Source organism: Chitinophaga sp. OAE865, assembly GCF_040546735.1.
Classification (GTDB): Bacteria; Bacteroidota; Bacteroidia; order Chitinophagales; family Chitinophagaceae; genus Chitinophaga; species Chitinophaga polysaccharea_A.
Window position 1 is genome coordinate 2,290,738 of record NZ_JBEPOF010000001.1, and the last position, 19,992, is coordinate 2,310,729.

The 19,992-nt window shown below is 44.0% G+C and carries 22 protein-coding genes, 1 tRNA gene and 1 pseudogene; 21 read left to right on the forward strand and 3 right to left on the reverse strand.

Going from position 1 to position 19,992, the window contains the following annotated elements:
- Positions 1-13 precede the first annotated feature (13 nt).
- The 18 genes and pseudogenes from traJ to ABIE50_RS09440 all read left to right on the forward strand — a co-directional run.
- Complete coding sequence (gene traJ, locus ABIE50_RS09355) at positions 14-1,015, forward strand: conjugative transposon protein TraJ (protein WP_209864205.1); 1,002 nt, start codon at positions 14-16, stop codon at positions 1,013-1,015.
- Positions 1,016-1,044: 29 nt separating this feature from the next.
- Positions 1,045-1,662 carry a conjugative transposon protein TraK gene (traK, locus tag ABIE50_RS09360; protein WP_209864201.1) on the forward strand — a complete coding sequence of 206 codons (618 nt, stop codon included), beginning with the start codon at positions 1,045-1,047 and terminating at the stop codon, positions 1,660-1,662.
- Positions 1,663-1,664: 2 nt separating this feature from the next.
- Complete coding sequence (locus ABIE50_RS09365; RefSeq protein ID WP_209864198.1) at positions 1,665-2,009, forward strand: hypothetical protein; 345 nt, start codon at positions 1,665-1,667, stop codon at positions 2,007-2,009.
- 10 nt (positions 2,010-2,019) lie between these two features.
- Positions 2,020-3,306 (forward strand): conjugative transposon protein TraM, encoded by a 1,287-nt coding sequence (gene traM, locus ABIE50_RS09370; RefSeq protein ID WP_209864195.1) that lies wholly within the window; start codon positions 2,020-2,022, stop codon positions 3,304-3,306.
- A 24-nt stretch (positions 3,307-3,330) separates the two neighbouring features.
- Positions 3,331-4,161 (forward strand): conjugative transposon protein TraN, encoded by an 831-nt coding sequence (traN, locus tag ABIE50_RS09375; protein ID WP_209864192.1) that lies wholly within the window; start codon positions 3,331-3,333, stop codon positions 4,159-4,161.
- A gap of 29 nt (positions 4,162-4,190) precedes the next feature.
- Positions 4,191-4,691, forward strand: a complete 501-nt coding sequence (locus ABIE50_RS09380) for a hypothetical protein (RefSeq protein ID WP_209864189.1) — start codon at positions 4,191-4,193, stop codon at positions 4,689-4,691.
- A gap of 31 nt (positions 4,692-4,722) precedes the next feature.
- Positions 4,723-5,562, forward strand: coding sequence for a hypothetical protein (locus ABIE50_RS09385; RefSeq protein WP_209864186.1), 840 nt, complete (start codon positions 4,723-4,725; stop codon positions 5,560-5,562).
- Between the two features lie 35 nt (positions 5,563-5,597).
- Positions 5,598-5,867, forward strand: a complete 270-nt coding sequence (locus ABIE50_RS09390) for a hypothetical protein (RefSeq protein ID WP_209864184.1) — start codon at positions 5,598-5,600, stop codon at positions 5,865-5,867.
- A gap of 152 nt (positions 5,868-6,019) precedes the next feature.
- Positions 6,020-6,856: a DNA adenine methylase gene (locus ABIE50_RS09395; RefSeq protein WP_209864181.1), complete on the forward strand. Its 837-nt coding sequence runs from the start codon at positions 6,020-6,022 to the stop codon at positions 6,854-6,856.
- 57 nt (positions 6,857-6,913) lie between these two features.
- The gene (locus ABIE50_RS09400) at positions 6,914-7,885 is read left to right on the forward strand and encodes a hypothetical protein (protein WP_209864179.1); all 972 of its coding nucleotides are present in this window, start codon (positions 6,914-6,916) and stop codon (positions 7,883-7,885) included.
- 39 nt (positions 7,886-7,924) lie between these two features.
- The gene (locus ABIE50_RS09405; protein ID WP_209864176.1) at positions 7,925-9,001 is read left to right on the forward strand and encodes a DNA-methyltransferase; all 1,077 of its coding nucleotides are present in this window, start codon (positions 7,925-7,927) and stop codon (positions 8,999-9,001) included.
- Complete coding sequence (locus ABIE50_RS09410; protein WP_209864173.1) at positions 8,988-9,419, forward strand: hypothetical protein; 432 nt, start codon at positions 8,988-8,990, stop codon at positions 9,417-9,419. Before ABIE50_RS09405 ends, ABIE50_RS09410 begins: the two co-directional genes overlap by 14 nt.
- Positions 9,420-9,493: 74 nt before the next feature.
- Positions 9,494-9,922 carry a hypothetical protein gene (locus ABIE50_RS09415; protein WP_209864171.1) on the forward strand — a complete coding sequence of 143 codons (429 nt, stop codon included), beginning with the start codon at positions 9,494-9,496 and terminating at the stop codon, positions 9,920-9,922.
- Between the two features lie 11 nt (positions 9,923-9,933).
- A complete protein-coding gene (locus ABIE50_RS09420; RefSeq protein WP_209864168.1) occupies positions 9,934-10,584 on the forward strand; it encodes a hypothetical protein in 651 nt (216 codons plus the stop codon).
- Between the two features lie 55 nt (positions 10,585-10,639).
- Entirely contained in the window at positions 10,640-10,942 is a 303-nt protein-coding gene (locus tag ABIE50_RS09425) for a hypothetical protein (protein ID WP_209864165.1), read from the forward strand.
- Positions 10,943-11,016: 74 nt separating this feature from the next.
- Positions 11,017-11,469 (forward strand): recombinase family protein, encoded by a 453-nt coding sequence (locus ABIE50_RS09430; protein WP_209864161.1) that lies wholly within the window; start codon positions 11,017-11,019, stop codon positions 11,467-11,469.
- A gap of 89 nt (positions 11,470-11,558) precedes the next feature.
- Positions 11,559-11,747: a hypothetical protein gene (locus ABIE50_RS09435; protein WP_209864158.1), complete on the forward strand. Its 189-nt coding sequence runs from the start codon at positions 11,559-11,561 to the stop codon at positions 11,745-11,747.
- Positions 11,713-12,498 (forward strand): annotated as a pseudogene (locus tag ABIE50_RS09440) (recombinase family protein); the annotation flags it as partial. The gene ABIE50_RS09435 and the pseudogene ABIE50_RS09440, both read left to right, overlap by 35 nt.
- 728 nt (positions 12,499-13,226) lie before the next feature.
- Here the strand turns inward: ABIE50_RS09440 and ABIE50_RS09445 are convergent.
- A tRNA-Asp gene (locus ABIE50_RS09445) sits at positions 13,227-13,300 on the reverse strand.
- Positions 13,301-13,446: 146 nt separating this feature from the next.
- Between ABIE50_RS09445 and ABIE50_RS09450 the strand changes: the two genes are divergently transcribed.
- Together ABIE50_RS09450 and dapA are read left to right on the forward strand one after the other, a co-directional pair.
- A complete protein-coding gene (locus ABIE50_RS09450; protein WP_185937079.1) occupies positions 13,447-14,400 on the forward strand; it encodes an acetyl-CoA carboxylase carboxyltransferase subunit alpha in 954 nt (317 codons plus the stop codon).
- Between the two features lie 79 nt (positions 14,401-14,479).
- Positions 14,480-15,355, forward strand: a complete 876-nt coding sequence (gene dapA / locus ABIE50_RS09455; protein WP_209864155.1) for a 4-hydroxy-tetrahydrodipicolinate synthase — start codon at positions 14,480-14,482, stop codon at positions 15,353-15,355.
- A gap of 70 nt (positions 15,356-15,425) precedes the next feature.
- Here the strand turns inward: dapA and ABIE50_RS09460 are convergent, their stop codons facing one another.
- Both ABIE50_RS09460 and ABIE50_RS09465 read right to left on the reverse strand, forming a co-directional pair.
- Complete coding sequence (locus ABIE50_RS09460) at positions 15,426-16,334, reverse strand: ribonuclease Z (protein ID WP_209864153.1); 909 nt, start codon at positions 16,332-16,334, stop codon at positions 15,426-15,428.
- Positions 16,335-16,414: 80 nt separating this feature from the next.
- On the reverse strand, positions 16,415-16,789 hold the full coding sequence (locus ABIE50_RS09465) for an STAS domain-containing protein (protein ID WP_209864150.1): 375 nt from the start codon (positions 16,787-16,789) through the stop codon (positions 16,415-16,417).
- Positions 16,790-17,087: 298 nt separating this feature from the next.
- Here ABIE50_RS09465 and ABIE50_RS09470 point away from each other — a divergent pair, with 298 nt between their 5' ends.
- Positions 17,088-19,622 carry an ATP-dependent Clp protease ATP-binding subunit gene (locus tag ABIE50_RS09470; protein WP_142683475.1) on the forward strand — a complete coding sequence of 845 codons (2,535 nt, stop codon included), beginning with the start codon at positions 17,088-17,090 and terminating at the stop codon, positions 19,620-19,622.
- Positions 19,623-19,992 lie beyond the last annotated feature (370 nt).

The following is a 19,992-nucleotide window of genomic DNA, read 5'->3' on the forward strand; positions in this document are numbered from 1 at the left end:
AAAATGTGTTGTAATGAAAAAGTGTTGGATCGGCTACATTATTGCCTTAATATTTTTTGCGCTCCCAATTACCGCCCAGGCCCAATCTGTAAGTGGTAGTATTTACAATCTCAATAACGTTTTAGAACGCCTGTTTGAGCAAATGCTGCCATTGTGTAAACGCATGATTGATATCGGAAGGGTAATCGGGGGCTTTGGAGCCCTTGCCTATATCGCGGTCCGGGTCTGGAAACATATTGCCCGGGCGGAAGCTATAGATTTCTTTCCGCTGCTGCGCCCTTTCGCTATTGGCCTTGTAATATTATTATATACTGATTGCATTGCCTTGATAAACGGCGTATTAAAACCTGTAGAGGTTGCTACCAGAGCGATGGGCGGTGATGCCAAGAAAGCTATTCTCTATAACATTGATCAGCAAGAACAGGCTATCAAAAAAGATGTCCCGGCAGGCGTTTACCCCGACCAGGGCAGCGATATGGATAAATATGAACAGCCCGATGGTAGCAGCGAAGATGGCATTTTCTCCGGACTAAAGAGTGCCTTTTCAATGTTCAACATTAAAAGCATTATCAAAACGTTCATTGTTGAGGTAGTGCAGATTATCTATACCGCAATTGGGCTTTGTATCAATACCATCAGGACCTTTTACCTGCTTATCCTGGCTATCCTCGGACCACTCGTATTTGGGCTTTCCATTTTCGATGGCTTTCAAAATACCCTCTCTTCCTGGTTCGCCCGGTACATCAACGTTTTCATGTGGCTGCCGGTCGCCAATCTTTTCGGTGCCATTACTTCCAAAATACTGGAAAACATGATGACCATGGACCAGGATTTTTTCTCCAGTACTGCTTACATCATATTCATGATCATCTCCATCGTAGGCTATACAACGGTCCCCAACGTTGCCGGCTATATCATTCAGGCTGGAGGAAAGGATACACTGCTGCACAAAATCAACAACATGGCCCAAACAGCAGGTAAAGGAGCCGCTGCTGGAATGGGCAAGTTATTTTAAATCATCTCCCCCCGAAAACTCATCAGTAAATGTTCCGGCAATTTCAAAATATAGAAACTGCATTCCGGCATGTGCGCCTGTTTTCTTTCGTGCTCATTGCCGCATGTATGGCCATCACCTGTTTTGCCATTATAGAAAGCTATAAAATGGTCGCTGAGCAACAACGTAAGATCTATATCCTGGCAAATGGTAAAGCCCTGGAGGCTTTTTCAGCAGAGCGAAAGGATAATATCGGTGTAGAGGCACGCGACCATATCAGGATGTTCCATTTTTATTTCTTCTCCCTTGACCCGGATGATAAGGTAATTGCTACAAATATTGGGAAGGCTTTATACCTGGCTGACGGCTCAGCGAAAAAGCAGTTCGACGACCTTACTGAAAGCGGATACTATGGAGGCGTTATTTCCGGAAATATCAGCCAGAAAGTGGAACCAGATTCAATCATTGTCAATTTAAATACCAGCCCCTATTATTTCCGGTACTATGGCAAACAGCGCATTATCAGGCCCACAGCCATTCTGGACCGCAGCCTGGTCACCGAAGGCTACCTGCGTAATGTGGAGCGATCAGATGCCAATCCCCACGGCTTTCTGATCGAACGATGGAGAATACTTGATAATCGCGACCTGGAAGTAAAAAGCAGATAGTTATGGAAATAATTAAAAAAGATATCAAAGAAACGGTTTCCGATAAAGCCGCGGCGTCGATTGCTACGATCATCATCCGTTTGCAGATAAGTGTTGCCGGATGGCTCAGCCGATATGATAAGCGCATGCGACCAGGGCAACGAAAAATACTGTATGCCACAATTGCCATTCTGGCATTTGCCTGCCTGGTATTTATACTCACCAGAGCTTTAACGGCGCCAGACCACTACCGTATAAAAGCCCAGTGGCTTAAAGTTTCCGAAGATACCTCCCGGTCCCCAAAGGATCATAGCCCTGTATTTTTTCCGCTCCGCCACGGCAACCGGGGGACATTTTTCAATCATTAAATAAAGGCATATGGAAAAAGAAGAACAGTTTTTAAAAAGAAGAAAATTTTTAATGCTCCTGCCACTACTTACTTTGCCCTTTATTACACTCGGGTTCTGGACCCTGGGCGGTGGTAAAGGTGAAGTATTGCAACAAAAACCGGAGCAGGGCCTCAATGCCGCCTTACCGGGCGCCCATCTGGGCCAGCAACCCCAGGATAAGATGGGAGTGTATGCTAAGGCCGCAAAAGATTCTGCCGGTAAAATTCCCCAGCTTTCCTTTGAATCATTTATGGAACAGGATTCGATGACAACCGCTGCATGGGATACCACCACGCCTTCTACTTCTGTTTATAGCGGAGGTATTAAAAAGGATTGGACAACGGGCATGGACCCCAATGAAATTAAAGTAAGGAGCGGATTGCAACGGCTGGAAGAAGCGATAAGCAGCCCTTTACCCCAATCAAAGATGCCTGATTATTCCCCCCTCGATCATACAACTGATGAAAACCTGGGCAGGCTCGAAGCCATGATGCAAAGCGTTACCGCTTCGCCAGGGCCTGATACCGAGATGCAGCAAATTAATGATGTACTGGAAAATATTCTAGATATTCAAAACCCTGGCAGGGTGCAGCAAAAATTAAAAGAACAAAGCCTTAAAAACCGTGGACGGGTTTATGCTGTTTCCAAACCTCAATTAGAAACTACGGCAGCCTATCTTTCCAATGGCGCTGCACCCTACGGCGCCCAATTGGTTGATTCGGGTACCATTCCCGTATATGAACCATCCCCGGCGAGAAACGCCTTTTATGATCTGCCCACCGCGGATTATGAAACAAATGAAGAAACGGCGATTCCCGCTGCTATTCATGGCACCCAAACGCTTGTTAATGGCTCGACGGTAAAAATGCGTATCCTCGAAGACATCTTAATAAACGGTGTTACCGTTCCCCAGGGCACTTTTATCTATGGCAACTGCGCGATCAGTGGGGAGCGTCTGAAAATTGAAATTCCAGGCATCCGGTATGGTAAGAATGTTTATCCAGTAGCAATGATAGCCTTTGCCCTCGATGCAATCGAAGGTATCCCCATCCCGGGAACACTCAACCGGGATGCTGCCAAGGAAGGCGCAGACCGCACCCTGCAAAGTATGCAGCTCATGAGCCTTGACCCTTCTATTGCCACGCAAGCTGCGGGAGCAGGCGTTGAAGTTGCCAAAGGATTATTTGGTAAGAAGGCCAAACTGGTGCGGGTAACCGTGAAAGCCGATTATCCGATACTACTTATGGATGAAAAAACATTACAGGACAACCATTAAATGATTCCCCAAAAACAAAATAATATGAAGTATTTAATAGTATTCGTAGTGGCCATTTTTACTACACTTCAAATCCATGCACAGACAGCAACAGCGAATACCCCCTTATCTGTTTTGCCTGCTTTCCCTCTTGAACTAAGCTGGCATAAGACCCAATTACTGATTTTTCCGGAACCGATCAAGCATGCCGATCGCGGAGACTCGTATGTTTTAGCGGAAACTTTCAAGGCCGCTGATAATATCCTTAAAGTAAAAGCAGGAAAGAAAAACTTTGAGGAAAGTAACCTCCAGGTTGTTACCAACGGAGGAAAGGTGTATTGCTTTACCGTTACGTACCGTGATGGCATAAGCGCCCAGCCAATTGATATGGGGAAAGTGAGACCGTATGCCCCAATCACCTTTCGCGGCCTGTCCCTTAACAGCAAAGAGATAGAAGATTACGCAAAGAAAATAGTAGGCAATATGCCTTTCCTTTCCGGAGGGAAATTCTCCCGATACGGCATGGAATTTTCAACAGAAGGTATCTATATAAAAAATGATGTTTTGTTTTTCCAGTTTCACCTGCATAATGATACGCATATCGGGTTTGAGAGCTCTTCGGTACGTTTTTTCATTCGCGACCGCAAAAAAGCAAAGCGTACAGCAGTACAGGATAAAGAAGTAGAACCTTTATTTGTATTACAATCCGGTATCCCGGAATCCGGTAAGGGACAGACTATTATAGCGGCATTCCCCCGCTTTACCATTGCGGAAGGTAAACTCTTTACCATTGAGATCATGGAAAAAGATGGAGACCGCAATCCAACAAACCACATCAAACAAAAAAAATTACTAAAGGCGCGAAACCTTTATTAATAAACACCCCGGAAAATTTGCCAATGAATATGGAAAACGAATTAAGGCCCGCCTATGCTAATTCCATTATGGCCGAACTCCATCAGTGGAACCAACTGGAGCGGGACCTCTCACAAGCTTTTAGAAAAGGCGGCAAGGAGCAACTTGATGACAGGGATTTTAAAAAGCTGACCCTTTCCGAGTACGACAGGATCGCAAACCTTTATGCCGGTACCCCCGCAACACGGGATGAAAAGGTATGGTTCAAGGTCTTGCAATACCAACGTGCAAAACTGGAAAAATCTCTTTATCCCGGATTAATCACGCGGCTCCTGCGTCGGATTATCCGAAAACTCCGGCAACCCTCAGAACTCAGAAATGAAGCCTATATGGCACGGCAGGCAGGTATGAACGAGTATTACACCAACAGCAATTTTCCTGCTCACAAACAAGAGCAAGGCATGGACCAACAGCAATCTCCCAAAACTTACGGCCCGGATTTAGGTGGCCGGAAATGGGATGCTGATAAGAAACAGGGAATGCACCCTTAAAAAACATTTGTAAATATAAAACATCCTAAAAATGGGAACAGATAATCTGGAAGAACTCAAGGAGGTTATGTACCGAAAAGGATTTGGTACTGACCATACCGAAGAACTGGAACAAAAGTTAAACTCCGGTGAACGGGAATTCCTTATTAAGCACAATGAGAAAGTGAAGGGTGACCACGCGGCATTCACTATTCATTTTGCCAGGGGTGGAGAAGAAAACAAGGCATACCTCAATAGCTTTGACCTTGCCTACTACCCCAATAGTGATACCGGTATGAAGCCGATGTTCCAAAATTTCCCTGCAAAGTTCCTTATCACAGCAGCAGAGGCATTGCGGCTGCTTAAACATGGAACCCATGTAGCAGTAAATAAAACGTTACATAACAAAAACCATGAAAAATACAACACCTGGATAAGTATTGATACCACCGGTGCAAAAGATGAGTACGGTAATTATCCACTAAAAACTTTCCATCAAAACTATTACGGCGGGGAAGCTTTTGATGTGAAGGAAGCTTTGAAACAACTCAAAACACCGGTCAAAGAGATTGAATTTCCTATGCAGCTGCAAAACGCGGAAACAACCCTTAAAAAAGGAAATATCCTTGAGGTTACCATTTTACATAACGGATCAGAACAGAAAGGTTATATAACAGTTGACCCGCAGCACGCCGGTGTTAAACTTTATGATCGTCATCCTGACCTCAAAGATGCTATTGTTATAGAGCATATCAGCCGTCCGAAGAACCGGCAGGGTATTGCTGATAATAATAAACAACAGGCCAATTCGGAAGCTGTGGATGAAAAAAAAAAGTACCGACCAAGCGTGAACTGGGAAAAGAAAAGCCAGAATAGGGGTTACAGACCCTGATGAGTTCCGTGTCCTGTTATTTTAGAATCAGTGTTATGACTGAAGATCAAATTGATTTTTACCGGCAGGCCGCTATAAATGGAAGCCTGCCGGATGAGTTAAATCCTATTTATATTTTCTCGCTCACCAAGGTAGATTTGTTGGTGATGATCGCTTCTCAAAAATTGGATGCTTCGTTTCTGGCCTTAAAAGAACTGGAGCAACGCGGTTTAGATCAGCATGGTGTATGGGTCGGGTTCAAGGACCATATCCAAAATGAACGGAAAGAAAAGAGCCGAAAAGGAAATCGAAAAAATAGACTTTAATTCTGATATATAACTGCTGCTTTTAATTGCAATCAGAGAAAAGTGAAGGAATAAATGCATCTATCGAAATATGGCTTGCTCCGAATAAGATGCTACATACCAAACGGAGCTAAAATAGCCGGATGAACAGTAACTAATATCCGGCATTTATTGTGGAAAGACAGAAAAGTGTAAAAATGACAAAAAACGCCATAAAACCACCCCTCTCTTATTACGGAGGTAAACAGACGCTTGCTCCATTAATATTGTCACTAATTCCACCCCATGTTCTTTATGGAGAACCATTTGCAGGTGGAGCTGCTATCCTGTTTGGTAAGGAACCATCAAAATCAGAAGTAATCAATGACACCAATGGTGAGCTGATGAATTTTTATAGGGTAGCACGGGATAATTTTAACGAGCTGCAATCCCTAGTGAGTTCTACATTACACAGCAGAGACGCCTTCCGGCAAGCTACGGTCATTAATCATAACCCCGACATGTTTGATCCTGTCAAACGGGCATGGGCAATTTGGGTGATCAGTTCGATGAGCTTTGCTTCAAAGTTGAGCGGTCCATTTGGTTTTGATAAAACGTCAGACTGTACCTCCAAAAGAATAGCCAATAAACGGCTGGCATTTACGAGTGATATTGCGGCAAGGCTTGCTCGGGTCCAGATTGAATGTGCCGATGCTCTTTATGTAATAAAAAGCAGAGATCATGAAGGCGCATTTTTCTATTGTGACCCTCCCTATGTCGGCAGCAATTGCGGGCACTACAAAGGTTATACGGAGGCAGATTTCGAGGCCTTGTTAAGCCTGCTTTCGGCTATTAAAGGCAAATTTCTCTTATCATCCTACCCATCTACAATACTGGACAAATTTGCCCGCAAATTCAAATGGAAGCAAATGTCCAGAAAGATGCTTGTTACCGTAAATGCGAAAGGTGGCAATCATAAACAAAAGGTTGAAATGCTGACCGCTAACTATCCATTGCCTGCAAACACGTAATTATCAGGCGCTCCATCCCAAAAAAAAATACATTATTTATCGATAATACTTACTCACATGACTGAAGAAAAAGCAGGTGATTTGCTTAACTATCTGGATGAGCTATGGCTGTCAACTCCCTTGATCACAAAGTCGCTACTGGAGAGCAATGGACTTACCCATATCCATGTGCGTGGACAGATTGCACCAACGGATACGGACCTGATCAAGTTCTACTATAACCTTAATAAAGTGCCGGATGGTTTCAGCGTAGTTAATTATAACTCGTTCATAACGGACAACTCCCCAATTCAGCATGTAAAGAATAACCTGGTAGACTCAGATAAAACTGAAAAAGCCATGAAGGGGATTAATTGGAATCAAAGCTATAATGAGCTCAAAGACAAGAACCCCGCCGTCGAAGATATAATAAACGAAGTTCTGTTTCTGAAGTTGTTTAATCAGACCAAAGACATTGCCGACAAGTTAATGATCAAGTATTGGTTTAATACGCCTATGCAAGAGCATGTAAACTTGGATGTCATCTCTGGTATACCTATGCCAAAGGTACTTTCCCTTCCATTAACTGGAAATTTCACAGATGTCGATCTAAAAGAAGCATTCGCCTTGCTTAGCGGAAGGGCCGTCATGAAGGTCGACACGGAAGGAATGCAACCAGGAGTAATACCGACACCTCATTGGCTGGTTTATGAAGATGGGAAACTTCAACAGCTGCCTGCCTTCGAAATGGATAAAGTTATTCGCTCCCTTAGTCATCAGACCAAACCTGATGAGCAGTCTTTAATAGCGATGATGACCCAACTGATCAAAGGAGAGCTTGCCCCGGCGAAATTAATAATCGAAGGAAAACCAATTGAAGGCTATCTGGAGGCCGACCCAAGGGCAAAGAATGTCCGCTTTTATGATGAGCAGGGAAATAAGATTGAGCTGAATCATCCATCCTTACTTAAAGCGGTGAACGAAACGGTTACTGTTAAAACAAATCAGCGGAATATAAGTAGTCAAAAGAAGAAGGGGCCGAGTTTGTAGCCTTTTGATTGAATACGTTAAGCAAAATTGATAATAAGAATGGAACCAATTAGCCCGGACAGTATAATTCCTGTTGATTGCCTTGTGGGGTTAAAGTCGTTACCCGATAATTATATTCAATGTTGTGTAACCAGCCCGCCTTATTGGCGACAGCGGGATTACCAGGTGCATGGCCAGATCGGCATGGAACAATCCCTCGATGATTACATTGAAAAATTAATGACTGTTTTTGAACAAGTACGTCGTGTCCTTAAACCGGACGGTGTCCTTTGGCTTAACATTGGAGACGTCTATTGGGGCTCAGGTAAGGGAGGCAAAAAAGTACCCTTTCTGAAGAAAGCGGCCACGATACTGCCCATTAGTGTACAATCCGGCTGGCCGACCACAGCTAGGCATCCTGAACTCAAGCCAAAGGATCTGATCGGACTACCCTGGCTGATTGCATTCAGACTAAGAAGCCAGGGTTGGTACTTACGGCAAGAGATCATATGGTACAAAAAGAATGGTATGCCGGAAAGTGTTCGTGACCGTTGTACCCGGACCCATGAGACCATCTTCATGCTTTCAAAATCCTCCAGGTATCATTATAATCATGATGCCATAAAGACCCCTTTCGCTGAAGCTACCAGGCGGGATAAGCGTTTGCTCAAAGCTGGCGCTTATAATAGAATCAAAAACTATGAGGGTAAGGCAACAGGCAATCAACTTTCTTCAGATGAATATAAATCTTCCGGAGATTTTCCTGTCGTTGGAAGAGGATCGAAGCAGGACAGCCTCGGCCCCCGCCATAAGAGATTTAATGAACGTTGGGCAAAACGGGCTGCGGAGATCCTTCCCGGAGCTGGCGCCAACCGGCGCAGTGTGTGGGTGCTTCCTTTTCAGCCTTACAAAGGAAATCATTTTGCAACTTTTCCTCCAGCCTTGCCTGAAATCTGTATCAAGGCTGGCAGCAGGCCAGGCGACATAATTTTAGATCCTTTCATGGGAGCCGGGACCACAGCGATGGTAGCTAAATCTTTAAAACGCCGTTATATTGGATTTGAACTAAATCCGGATTACGTACGACTTGCAGAAAAGCGAATCATGGAAAATTGCGATGGTTATGGTAAGAAATAAGAAATACATTTCGCTGATCGGTAAGTTGGTTATGGTGCACCCTGAATTAACCACCGATCCTATCAACATGCGAGGCAATACCGGGCGTATCGAAGAACAATTCCCGGATGAAGTTGTCAAAGTTTCCTTTGGAGATGGACGGAGTGGTGAGTATTATACCAACGCACTTCTTATGCTTAATTCGGAGTCATCCATTATTACCCGGTTCCTGGATAACCGAATAAAGTTAAGGCCTTCAGATGGAGATTTGTTTTTAAAGGTTATTAAGCTTATGTCTATCCACCAGCAAGCCTTGGCGATGAAAGAAGCAATCAGCTCTCCGGTTGTCGAATTTTATTGCATGTTAACTGCTGACCAGTGGGTTACTGAACAAAAACTAATAAAAGAAATTAAATCCGGATTGGGTTTGTCATTATAAATACTGTTGTGGCAGATATGGCGCCTAATATACCTCGTACTTATGTAAGGGGAAATAGATATACTGAAAAGGTTATGAAGTCAAAATTGAAGAATATTACCCCTTTGGATAAAATCGTGATGGTTAACCCAGACCTAACAACAGATCCAGCTAACATGCAAGGCAAAATCGGTAAAGTTACCGGGCTAATTTCTATAGACACGGTTGCAGTTTCTTTTCCCAATCTCGGCACACATACTTATGACACCGACGCTTTGGCTACATTAATACCCAGGAAAGATTTAATCGAAATGCTGCAGGTCAATTTAGATGATATGTCCGCCATTGAGCAGAAAAAGATACTTGAAATTATAAAAGCAAGCATGGATAAAAACCCTGTGGCTGCCTTGGCGAAAGCAATGGAAAATGAAACAACGAGATATTATTGTACCATGAGCCTGGTAGACTGGATGGCGCTAAAACGGGAACAAAGAGATAGGAAATCTCAGTCGCCAGGCCTTTAAATTGTTTCTACATGGGAGAGTATATTGTATATCGCGGAGAAGAAGTAATGATTGGCACATGCGAAAATCTCTATTACGTATCTTTTGGAAAATATATTGCTGCGCTAAACTCAGGTGCCCTTAAACCTTGCCCCGCCAGCGAAGATCCGGTAAATTACGTTCAGCCCGATACGGATAACCGGTTCCGTTTTCCCTTTCCTGATGAAGATAAACTTCCTTTTGGGGAAATCATAGAACCTTATGACAGGGCAATACCAATTAAAATCAATAGCCAGGACATTCCAACAAAAAGCAGGGACTTATATATTGGCGACTCTTCATTCTATGAGGTTGAGGTCTTCCAACAAAGATTAGTCCATAGGCAATCAGATGGGCAACTGTGCCTCGCCCTCGTTTTACGGGAAAAAGGGATTGGATTATTTCGAATCGAAGATGATAAAGCAATTAAGGATATTGTCAGTCAAATAATAAGAAATAACATTTCCATAGCTAAGACATTAGAAGAAAAAAACTTTCTCAGAAAAATTGCGGCCCGTATTCTAAAGGGATATCAGCTGGATCACCCCGAACAAAAAAACAGCCCAACTAAAACAATGTCCTTCAGAAAAAAGGATGGGACCCATTCCACCAGTAGGAAGAAGTCAAATAAGCTAAAGCCTTGAATGCAATATGTTCTTTTAGATTAATCCCGCATGATGAAATTTAAAATAAAGAGTTATGACTGAAATTAAAAAGCGTGTATTATCCTTCTCGTCAGGAAAGAAAATTAAACTCTTCGGAACTTGTATTGGAATCAGTCCATCACTAGAACTTGGCGAGTGCTACGTACCAAATATGCTCTCTCAAAGCGCCGGTCTGGAGAAGGAAAATCCAATAGCACTTAATAATCCCAACAGGTTTACAGTAGAGGAACTGATGGAACTTGCAGATTACAACATGCGGTTATGGTTGGAATTTAAAGAGAAAATACGCCAATGCGGAATTGCACCAAAGATTTTCAACAAGGACGCTATGGTATAATTGAAAATGAGTGGTGGCAAAAATGACAAAAAAGCAAAGTGCTGAATGCAGCATATTTAAGTAAACAGCAAACGATGAAGGCAATCGCATACACACGATCTGCAACAGTTCAGAAAGATGGAGAAAATCAACTCTTTCGACAAGAGATTGAAATAAATCTTTATTGCCAACAAAACAACTTGGAACTTCTGCAAATATTCACAGATAATGGGGCATCTGGTTCGAACTTGGATAGGGCCGGATGGAAAGCACTACAAAATCATTTAAAAAAGTACAAAGGTTTTATTAAATATCTCATTGTCGCTGATCTGAACCGCATCAGCCGTGATAGCTTTCTAACAATGTCGGCGGTGCGTGATTTGGAAAAGGAATTTGGCGTTATAGTAAAGACGGTAATGGTACCATTGATTGAAAAAGCTGGGGTGCTTTCAAAGGAAGAGGATAATAATATTTCGAAAAAGAGATCTGAGAGGATAAAACAAGGAATACGGCATGCAGCAATGAGAAGGAGCGGCGGTAAGGGATAATAGCTACGGTGAAAGAGTTGGCATTTTAAGAGTGAGAAAATATTTGAAATTATTAAGCCCGGTAAGGGCTTTTTTTAAAAAGCATGTAGATGGAGAGATTTGAAGGAGCGGATAGTGCTGACAACATTGTCGGATCACCTGGGAGGGGAGAGGTAGAAAATTCAAACCAGTTGACGCAAAGCGGAGGAAAGTTAATTTCATTGATTGTGAAAGTTATTGTTAATGCAGTAGTTAGGGAATGCAATGAAAAGAGCGATAAGATATCTGAGATTCAGTGATAAACATCAAAGTAACGGGTCAATTGAGCGGCAGGAGTTATACACTGATCAGTGGATAAAGAATAACCATGTAGAACTAGTTGACACATTTATCGATCGAGGTAAAAGTGCCAGAACATTTGACCGTCCTGACTTCAAAAAGCTTGAAGCGTTTATTCGCAAGCACTATCGTACTGTGGACTACCTTTTGGTTGATCAATTGGATCGTTTCAGCAGGGACGCGGGAGACGCGATAAAACTGGTGAAGAAGCTTCAGATGGAATTTAACATCCAAATTGTAAGTGTCACTGAAGGAATTACCTACGATTATACAACCCCGGGTAGCTTCTTTAGAACGGGCCTACAATTATTGTTAGCGGAGGAAGATAACATTAACCGTAGCGTCAAAGTGCGCGGCGGCGTTTACACTGCAAAGGCGAAGGAGGGGAGGTACATCTATAAAAATCCTCCTTTTGGTTATCGCAAAGTCGGAGTTGGCAAGGAGCGGCATTTAGAAATAGATGAGCGAGAAGCCGATGTCGTAAGATTTATTTATGACTCCTTCCTCAATGGCGTGCCTATTTATAAGATTGCCGAGAAAGCCAGGGAGATGGGTTATAATCGTCTTGGTAATGTCGCTATACAACGGACGCTGACCAGCCCCATTTATGCCGGCAAACAGTTTGTTGAGCCGTACAAGGAATATCCTGGTGGGCTATTTGATGCCATTCACCCGGCCATCATTGACTACGTTACATGGCAAAACGTTCAGCAGAAGATTGCTAAGATTGAAAAACCAAAAGTTATCGTCGTTGATGAACTGCCTCTTAGAGGTGTCTTGAAATGCCATTGTGGTAAACCACTTACCGGGGCACCTTCTCGAGGCCGTTGGGGGGGGTATTATTACTATTACAAATGTAATAAAACAACCCATCTCAATCTCAGTGCTAAGAAAGCACATGAACAGCTTGAACAGATTTTTGAGCTGATGAGCTTACCGTCAAACATTGTGAAGTTGATTAAGGATGAGAGCGAGGCTGCAATTAATCTAAGAATAAAAAATGACAAGCTTTTACTTGCGGAAAAATTGAAGGAATTGGCTGAAGAAGAGAAAAAGCTTTTTTCTATTGAGGAAAAGTGGATCAGCAACAAGATAAATCACGACACTTATCAGAAGTGGTATAATATTATATCAAATAATAAGATGGTTTTGAATGCTGCAATTAGCCGTCTAAGTCAGGATCAAGAGAAAGTGTACAAAGAACTATATAAACATATAGAATTACTGTCCGACCTTAAATATGTTTATACACATGCCGATACAACCGAAAAACAAGAGTTAATTAGACTGGGGTTCGATAACAATCTTTACTATCAAAACGGCATGTATCGAACCCCTACCATGATCGAAGAATTGTCTCATAACCATTTGATAATGAAAGAAAGAGGATTGCTTGAGTATAAAAAAAAGCGGGGGCATCTTACGATACCCCCGCTCAGCGGACCGGACGGGACTCGAACCCGCGACCTCCGCCGTGACAGGGCGGCATTCTAACCAACTGAACTACCGATCCATCCTAAGAACTTGTGTCCCAATTCGTTGTGTTCTTCCGTTTTGGGATTGCAAAGATAGCAACAAAGTTCCCAATTAAGCAAATCTTTTTTAAAAAATATTTTCAGCATTATCTTTACACCCGATCTTTAACCAATTAATCAAATTATGCAATTCCTGGATTTCGAGAAACCTATCGCTGACTTATACGATCAGCTGGAAAAGCTGAAGGAAAATGGTGCAAAATCAGGCGTAGACGTTTCTGCTACTGTAAGCGAGTATGAGCAAAAGATTGCTGATACCCGGCAGAATATCTACGATCACCTTACTCCCTTCCAGCGCGTACAGCTGAGCCGTCATCCCGATAGGCCCTATACACTGGAGTACATCGAAAAAATGTCCACCAATTTTACGGAACTGCATGGCGACCGGAATGTAAAAGATGACAAGGCCATGGTAGGCGGTTTCGCCGACCTTGATGGCGAAACAGTCATGTTTATTGGTCAGCAGAAAGGCGTAAACACTAAAATGCGCCAGCTCAGAAACTTTGGTATGGCCAACCCGGAAGGGTACCGCAAAGCGCTGCGCCTCATGAAACTGGCTGAAAGATTTAATAAGCCTATTGTTACCCTCATTGATACTCCCGGTGCTTATCCCGGTCTGGAAGCGGAAGAAAGGGGCCAGGCGGAAGCCATTGCCCGCAACCTTTTTGAAATGGTAAAGCTCCGCGTTCCGGTTATCTGCATTATCATCGGTGAAGGCGCTTCAGGTGGCGCGCTGGGCATCGGTATCGGCGACCGTGTATTTATGCTTGAAAACAGCTGGTACACTGTTATCTCCCCCGAAAACTGCTCTACTATCCTCTGGCGCAGCTGGAATTTCAAGGAAAAAGCAGCTGAAGAGCTGAAACTGACTTCTGATTATATGAGCCAGTTCGGCCTGGTAGATGGTATCGTACGTGAACCGCTGGGTGGAGCACATGTAAATCCTGATGAAATGGCCAGCCTGTTGAAGGCGCGCATCAAGGAAACACTCGCGGAATTGAAGAAAATTGATCCGGATACGCGCATAGAACAACGTATAGATAAGTTCTCCCGGATGGGTTTCTACGAAGAGAAATAAAAAATATTTAGAGATAACAATAAAAATTTCGAATTTCGGCCTTCGAAGTTCGAAATTTTTATTTTCCCGTAAACGCAATATGGAACAACTAAAAGGCACCGGGGTGGCATTGGTAACACCCTTTAAAGCAGATGAAAGCATAGATTGGAATGCTTTGGAAAAGTTGATCAACTACGTGATCGATGGCGGCGTGAACTATGTTGTGTCTTTAGGCACAACCGGCGAAACGCCTACTCTTTCTGCAGATGAAAAGCTGGATTTGATAAAATTCACTTTCGAAAAGGTGTCGAAGCGGGTGCCTGTAGTGATTGGTGTTGGCGATTATAACACACGGGATGTAGTGAAGCGCCTGGAGAAATGCCCGCTGGATGAAGCGGCCGCAGTGCTCAGCGTAGCGCCTTATTACAGCAAACCTACCCAGGAAGGTATTTACCAGCATTATAAGACCATTGCTGCTGCTTCTCCCAAACCGGTGATCCTGTATAATGTTCCGGGTCGTACCGGCCGGAATATGACGGCAGAAACCACCCTGCGCCTGGCGCATGAGGTGGAAAACATCGTGGCTATGAAGGAGGCTTCCGGCGATATGATGCAGTGTATGCAGATTATCCGCGATAAACCAAAGGATTTCCTCGTTATCAGCGGCGATGATGCCCTGGCCCTGGGTCAGCTGGCCTGCGGCATGGATGGGGTGATTTCAGTGGCAGCCAACTATTTTGCGGCCGATTTTTCCAGCATGGTGCATGCTGCCCTGGTAAATGACTACCCGGCTGCGCGTATCCTTAATAATAAAATGCTGGAAGGATTTGAACTGATGTTCTCAGAGAACAATCCTGCTGGTATCAAAGCATTCCTGCATCATGCGGGGATTGTGGAAAATAGTTTCCGTCTGCCTGTGCTGCCCGTTACGGACGGATTGTATGGCAAGATAGCTACCTATCTGAAGAAGTATTAATAATACAATATTAAAAATAAGAAAGCAGCAGCGGCTCCTTCGGGATTGCTGCTGCTTTTATTTTATAGCTTTAAATAATATAGGTTACGCCCTCTTCCGCAATTTCCGTATCCCGGAAAACCGGCCTGGATTCATCCAGGAAAGGCTGCAGGTCGGTGTATTTGGAGGAAAAGTGCCCGATCAGCAGTTTTTTTGCCGCCGCTGCTGCCGCCAGGGAGGCCGCCTGAACGGAAGTGCTGTGAAAGCGCTCTGCTGCGCGGTCTTGCAGGTTATGCAGGTAAGTGGTTTCATGATATACCAGGTCCGCATCTCTCAGGTGTGGTAAAAGGGTTACGTCATACAGGGTATCAGCACAGTACACATAACGCTTGCCCGGGGGCGGCGGGAGGGTAACCCAGTCATTTTTCACCAGGGTACCGTCTTTCCGCTGGTAATCGGCTCCATCCTGTAATTTACTGAAATAAGCAGCCGGGATCTCATAAGCCCTTGCCTGTTCAGGGATCAGTTTACGTTTACGCTTCTGCATCTCAAAAGAAAAACCAAAACAGGAAATCCGGTGCTGGGTAGGAAAACACCGCACTGTGAGCTCCTTATCCTCCAGGATAACACCGCTGAAACCTGGTTGCAATGGTATAAATGAGAGTTCAAATTTTAACACGGTGGCAGAGCAATCCAGCTGCAACTGGATGATTTGTTCCAGCTCCGGTGGCGCATATACGCTGATCGGGTCGGTACGGCCCATAAGACTGAGGGTGTTCAGCAGGCCTATAAGACCGAAATAATGATCTCCATGCAGATGACTGATGAAAATATACCTCAGCTTACTGCGCCTGATCCGGTATTTTGCGATCTGTATCTGTGTGCCTTCTCCGCAATCTACCAGCAGGAGCTGCTCATTGCAGGTAACTACCTGGGCGGTGGGGTGCCTGTCCAGGGTGGGGATAGCAGAATTGTTACCTAATATTGTGACTGCGAACATGTAAATAGCTTTAATCGTTCAATTGCCTGCTTTCCTGCATCACCCTTATGTGGGAGTCCAAAAAGCCGGGCAATCCATCTTTATTCCAATCCATCCAGCAACTCCCTTTCCAGCTCTTCCATCATAACAAGGTCGATTGCCTCTGCCATTGTAGGGGCAAGATTAAGCATATCGCCGCCGGCAGATTTCAGGGTTGCTGTTAAAGTGTTGTTAAGACCTGTAACGGCACAGGATAAATTATTGTCATACATACGCTGATAAACTGTTAAAATGGCTTCAACGCCTGTTGTATCCATTTTTTGTACCAATGTCATATCCAGTATGAGATTGCGTCCTTCCAGCTCAGGCAGCGCGGTCACTGCAGCCGTGAACTCTTCTGCCAAATTAGCATCCAGAACGGCTTCCTCCGGACAAAAAACGACTATTTTTTCTTTGGTATCAATTTTGAATTTCATGCGTTGGACGTTGTTTTATACTTTTAGTAAAAATAAATTTGAACAGAGGGAACCCGCCTATAAAATATAACCGCAAGAGATCGAAACAAAAACCTCTTTTTCTTCGTAGATATTTTTAAACGAACGTACCCGCATTAACGCAAAAATAAATCTTATACTATTAAAGTGTAAGAGGATTGAGTTTAAAAAGAAATAACTTCATTTCATTAAAAAGCGTGATAATCGTAAGTCAGAATTATTCGTTATTATTGTATAAGCAAGCCCCCGTAAGGGTTTTTGATAATTTAATAATCTCACAATGGACCAGAATTTTTCACCGCAAGTTAAGGAGATCATTTCGTTCAGCAGAGAGGAAGCTTTACGCCTGGGAAATGACTTCATAGGTACTGAACACCTGCTGTTAGGTATTATTCGAGAAGGCGAGGGCACGGCCGTAAAGATTCTGCAGGCTTTGAACGTAGATCTGTATGAGTTACGCAAGGAAGTAGAACTGGCTGTTAAAGATAAGACAGGAAAGAATATCGCTAACATCAATAGTCTCCCGCTTACCAGACAGGCAGAGAAAGTTATACGGGTTACCGTACTGGAAGCCAAGGCACTGAAAAGTGCTACGGTGGAAACGGAACACCTCATGCTTTCCATACTCAAGAATAAGGAAAACGTTTGTACACAAATCTTACAACAATTTGACGTGGACTACGATACTTTTAAAAACGAACTGGGCTTTGTAAAATCTGCGGACCCTAAGTCAGAATTTGACGATCCGGGCGAAGAAGAGTTTGAGGACGAAAGAAAGAGTTACGCATCCAAAGCCAAACAGACAAATACCAAATCCAAGACGCCCGTACTGGATAACTTTGGTAGAGATATTACCAAGCTGGCCGAAAGTGGCAGCTTAGACCCGATTGTTGGCCGCGAGCAGGAAATTGAAAGGGTATCCCAGATACTTTCCCGCCGTAAAAAGAACAATCCGATTCTTATTGGTGAACCCGGTGTGGGTAAAACCGCCATCGTGGAAGGTTTGGCGCTGCGTATCGTGCAGCGTAAAGTTTCCCGCGTGCTGTTCGACAAGCGCGTGGTAAGCCTCGACCTCGCCGCCCTGGTGGCCGGTACCAAATACCGTGGCCAGTTTGAAGAAAGAATGAAGGCCATTATGAATGAACTCGAGAAAAACAGGGATGTGATCCTGTTTATCGATGAAATTCATACCATCGTCGGCGCTGGCGGTGCTTCAGGTTCCCTGGACGCTTCCAACATCTTTAAACCGGCCCTGGCAAGGGGAGAGCTCCAATGCATTGGCGCTTCCACCCTCGATGAATACCGTATGTACATCGAGAAAGATGGCGCACTCGACCGCCGCTTCCAGAAAGTGATGGTAGAACCGCCTACAGTGGATGAAACCATCCAGATCCTCAATAACATCAAGCCCCGTTATGAAGAATACCATAACGTAAGCTATACGGATGCAGCCATTGATGCCTGCGTGAAACTGAGCGACCGCTACATGACCGACCGTCTTCTGCCCGACAAGGCAATTGATGTGCTGGACGAAGTAGGAGCAAGGGTGCACCTGAAAAACATCAATGTTCCCCAGAATATCCTCGACCTGGAAAAACAGATCGAAGATATCAAGCAGGAAAAAAACAAAGTGGTAAAAAGCCAACGCTTCGAAGAAGCCGCTGCCTTACGCGATACTGAAAAGAAACTGGGTGAAGACCTGGAACGCGCTAAAGCAATGTGGGAAGAAGAAGTGAAGCATAAACGCTACCCGATCGATGAGGAAGCCATCGCGGAAGTGGTAAGCATGATGACCGGTATCCCTGTTAAAAGGATGGTACAGGCTGAAACTGAAAAACTCCGCCGTATGGGTGAAGACCTGAAAGGCGCCGTGGTTGGACAGGACGAAGCCATCAGCAAAGTCACCAAAGCCATTCAGCGTAACCGTGTGGGTCTGAAAGATCCGAAGAAACCAATTGGTACCTTCATTTTCCTCGGTCCTACCGGTGTGGGTAAAACAGAGCTTGCCAAATCACTGGCCCGCTATATGTTCGACTCAGACGAAGCGCTGATCCGCATCGATATGAGCGAATACATGGAGAAATTCTCTGTTAGCCGCCTCATTGGTGCGCCTCCGGGATATGTTGGATACGAAGAAGGTGGTCAGCTGACCGAAAAGGTTCGCCGCAAACCTTACTCCGTGATCCTCCTGGATGAAATCGAAAAAGCGCATCCGGATATTTATAATCTCCTGCTGCAGGTACTGGATGATGGTATCCTCACTGATGGCCTCGGCCGTAAAGTGGATTTCAAAAATACCCTCATCATCATGACCTCCAACATCGGAGCCCGTCAGCTGAAGGATTTCGGCGCCGGCGTAGGTTTTACCACCAGCGCAAGAGCCGTAAATGAAGAAGAGAATACCAAATCAGTGATCGAAAAAGCACTGAAACGTACCTTCTCTCCTGAATTCCTGAACAGGATCGATGACGTGATCATCTTTAACTCCCTGGCGAAAGAGCACATCTACACCATCATTGACATTACAATGAAGAGTGTACTGAAGCGCCTGAATAACCTCGGATTCAGCCTGGAACTGACAGACGAAGCAAAAGGCTTCCTGGCAGACAAAGGTTACGACCAGCAGTTTGGCGCCAGACCACTCCACAGGGCTATCCAGAAATACCTGGAAGATCCCCTGGCAGAGGAAATCCTCAACATGAACATTCATGATGGAGATATCCTGGTGGCAGACCTGGATAAGGAAAATCAAAAGCTGATCTTTACCCTGAAAAACAACTCTTCCAAGAGTAAATCAGAAAAATCAGAAGCGTAAGTAAGTACGTAGTAAATAAATGAAGGGCTGACCGATATACCGGTCAGCCCTTTTTATTTAGTTATTTGCCCCGGAAAACCAGGCAGCTTCATTTTCCGGTTGCTCCTTTTATAACATGAACATGTTAACCATCCTACTTCTACTGGATTAGTTTAAACAAACGCATCCATTTGAAGCCTTTGTAACATCCTTTATATGCAACCTTCAACCCGTTTACCGGTATCCTTATACCCGGAATTGGTGAGATAGAATATTCGTCAGAACTATTTATTCAAACTAAAATGGTATGATCATGCCATTTTTTAGAAAGCATAATATATCACATTTGCATCATGTATTTAATATGATCTATGTAATTGTTTATTTATTA

Excerpts from the sequence above, each read along its gene's own strand:
- traM (WP_209864195.1), top strand. The coding sequence starts at position 2,020 with ATGGAAAAAGAAGAACAGTTTTTAAAAAGAAGAAAATTTTTAATGCTC.
- ABIE50_RS09430 (WP_209864161.1), top strand. The coding sequence starts at position 11,017 with ATGAAGGCAATCGCATACACACGATCTGCAACAGTTCAGAAAGATGGA.
- ABIE50_RS09425 (WP_209864165.1), top strand. The coding sequence starts at position 10,640 with ATGACTGAAATTAAAAAGCGTGTATTATCCTTCTCGTCAGGAAAGAAA.
- ABIE50_RS09415 (WP_209864171.1), top strand. The coding sequence starts at position 9,494 with ATGAAGTCAAAATTGAAGAATATTACCCCTTTGGATAAAATCGTGATG.
- ABIE50_RS09470 (WP_142683475.1), top strand. The coding sequence starts at position 17,088 with ATGGACCAGAATTTTTCACCGCAAGTTAAGGAGATCATTTCGTTCAGC.
- ABIE50_RS09460 (WP_209864153.1), bottom strand. The coding sequence starts at position 16,334 with ATGTTCGCAGTCACAATATTAGGTAACAATTCTGCTATCCCCACCCTG.
- traJ (WP_209864205.1), top strand. The coding sequence starts at position 14 with ATGAAAAAGTGTTGGATCGGCTACATTATTGCCTTAATATTTTTTGCG.
- ABIE50_RS09405 (WP_209864176.1), top strand. The coding sequence starts at position 7,925 with ATGGAACCAATTAGCCCGGACAGTATAATTCCTGTTGATTGCCTTGTG.
- ABIE50_RS09400 (WP_209864179.1), top strand. The coding sequence starts at position 6,914 with ATGACTGAAGAAAAAGCAGGTGATTTGCTTAACTATCTGGATGAGCTA.
- ABIE50_RS09420 (WP_209864168.1), top strand. The coding sequence starts at position 9,934 with ATGGGAGAGTATATTGTATATCGCGGAGAAGAAGTAATGATTGGCACA.
- ABIE50_RS09380 (WP_209864189.1), top strand. The coding sequence starts at position 4,191 with ATGGAAAACGAATTAAGGCCCGCCTATGCTAATTCCATTATGGCCGAA.
- ABIE50_RS09435 (WP_209864158.1), top strand. The coding sequence starts at position 11,559 with ATGGAGAGATTTGAAGGAGCGGATAGTGCTGACAACATTGTCGGATCA.
- ABIE50_RS09410 (WP_209864173.1), top strand. The coding sequence starts at position 8,988 with ATGGTAAGAAATAAGAAATACATTTCGCTGATCGGTAAGTTGGTTATG.
- ABIE50_RS09450 (WP_185937079.1), top strand. The coding sequence starts at position 13,447 with ATGCAATTCCTGGATTTCGAGAAACCTATCGCTGACTTATACGATCAG.
- ABIE50_RS09390 (WP_209864184.1), top strand. The coding sequence starts at position 5,598 with ATGACTGAAGATCAAATTGATTTTTACCGGCAGGCCGCTATAAATGGA.
- traN (WP_209864192.1), top strand. The coding sequence starts at position 3,331 with ATGAAGTATTTAATAGTATTCGTAGTGGCCATTTTTACTACACTTCAA.
- ABIE50_RS09465 (WP_209864150.1), bottom strand. The coding sequence starts at position 16,789 with ATGAAATTCAAAATTGATACCAAAGAAAAAATAGTCGTTTTTTGTCCG.
- ABIE50_RS09385 (WP_209864186.1), top strand. The coding sequence starts at position 4,723 with ATGGGAACAGATAATCTGGAAGAACTCAAGGAGGTTATGTACCGAAAA.
- ABIE50_RS09365 (WP_209864198.1), top strand. The coding sequence starts at position 1,665 with ATGGAAATAATTAAAAAAGATATCAAAGAAACGGTTTCCGATAAAGCC.
- traK (WP_209864201.1), top strand. The coding sequence starts at position 1,045 with ATGTTCCGGCAATTTCAAAATATAGAAACTGCATTCCGGCATGTGCGC.
- dapA (WP_209864155.1), top strand. The coding sequence starts at position 14,480 with ATGGAACAACTAAAAGGCACCGGGGTGGCATTGGTAACACCCTTTAAA.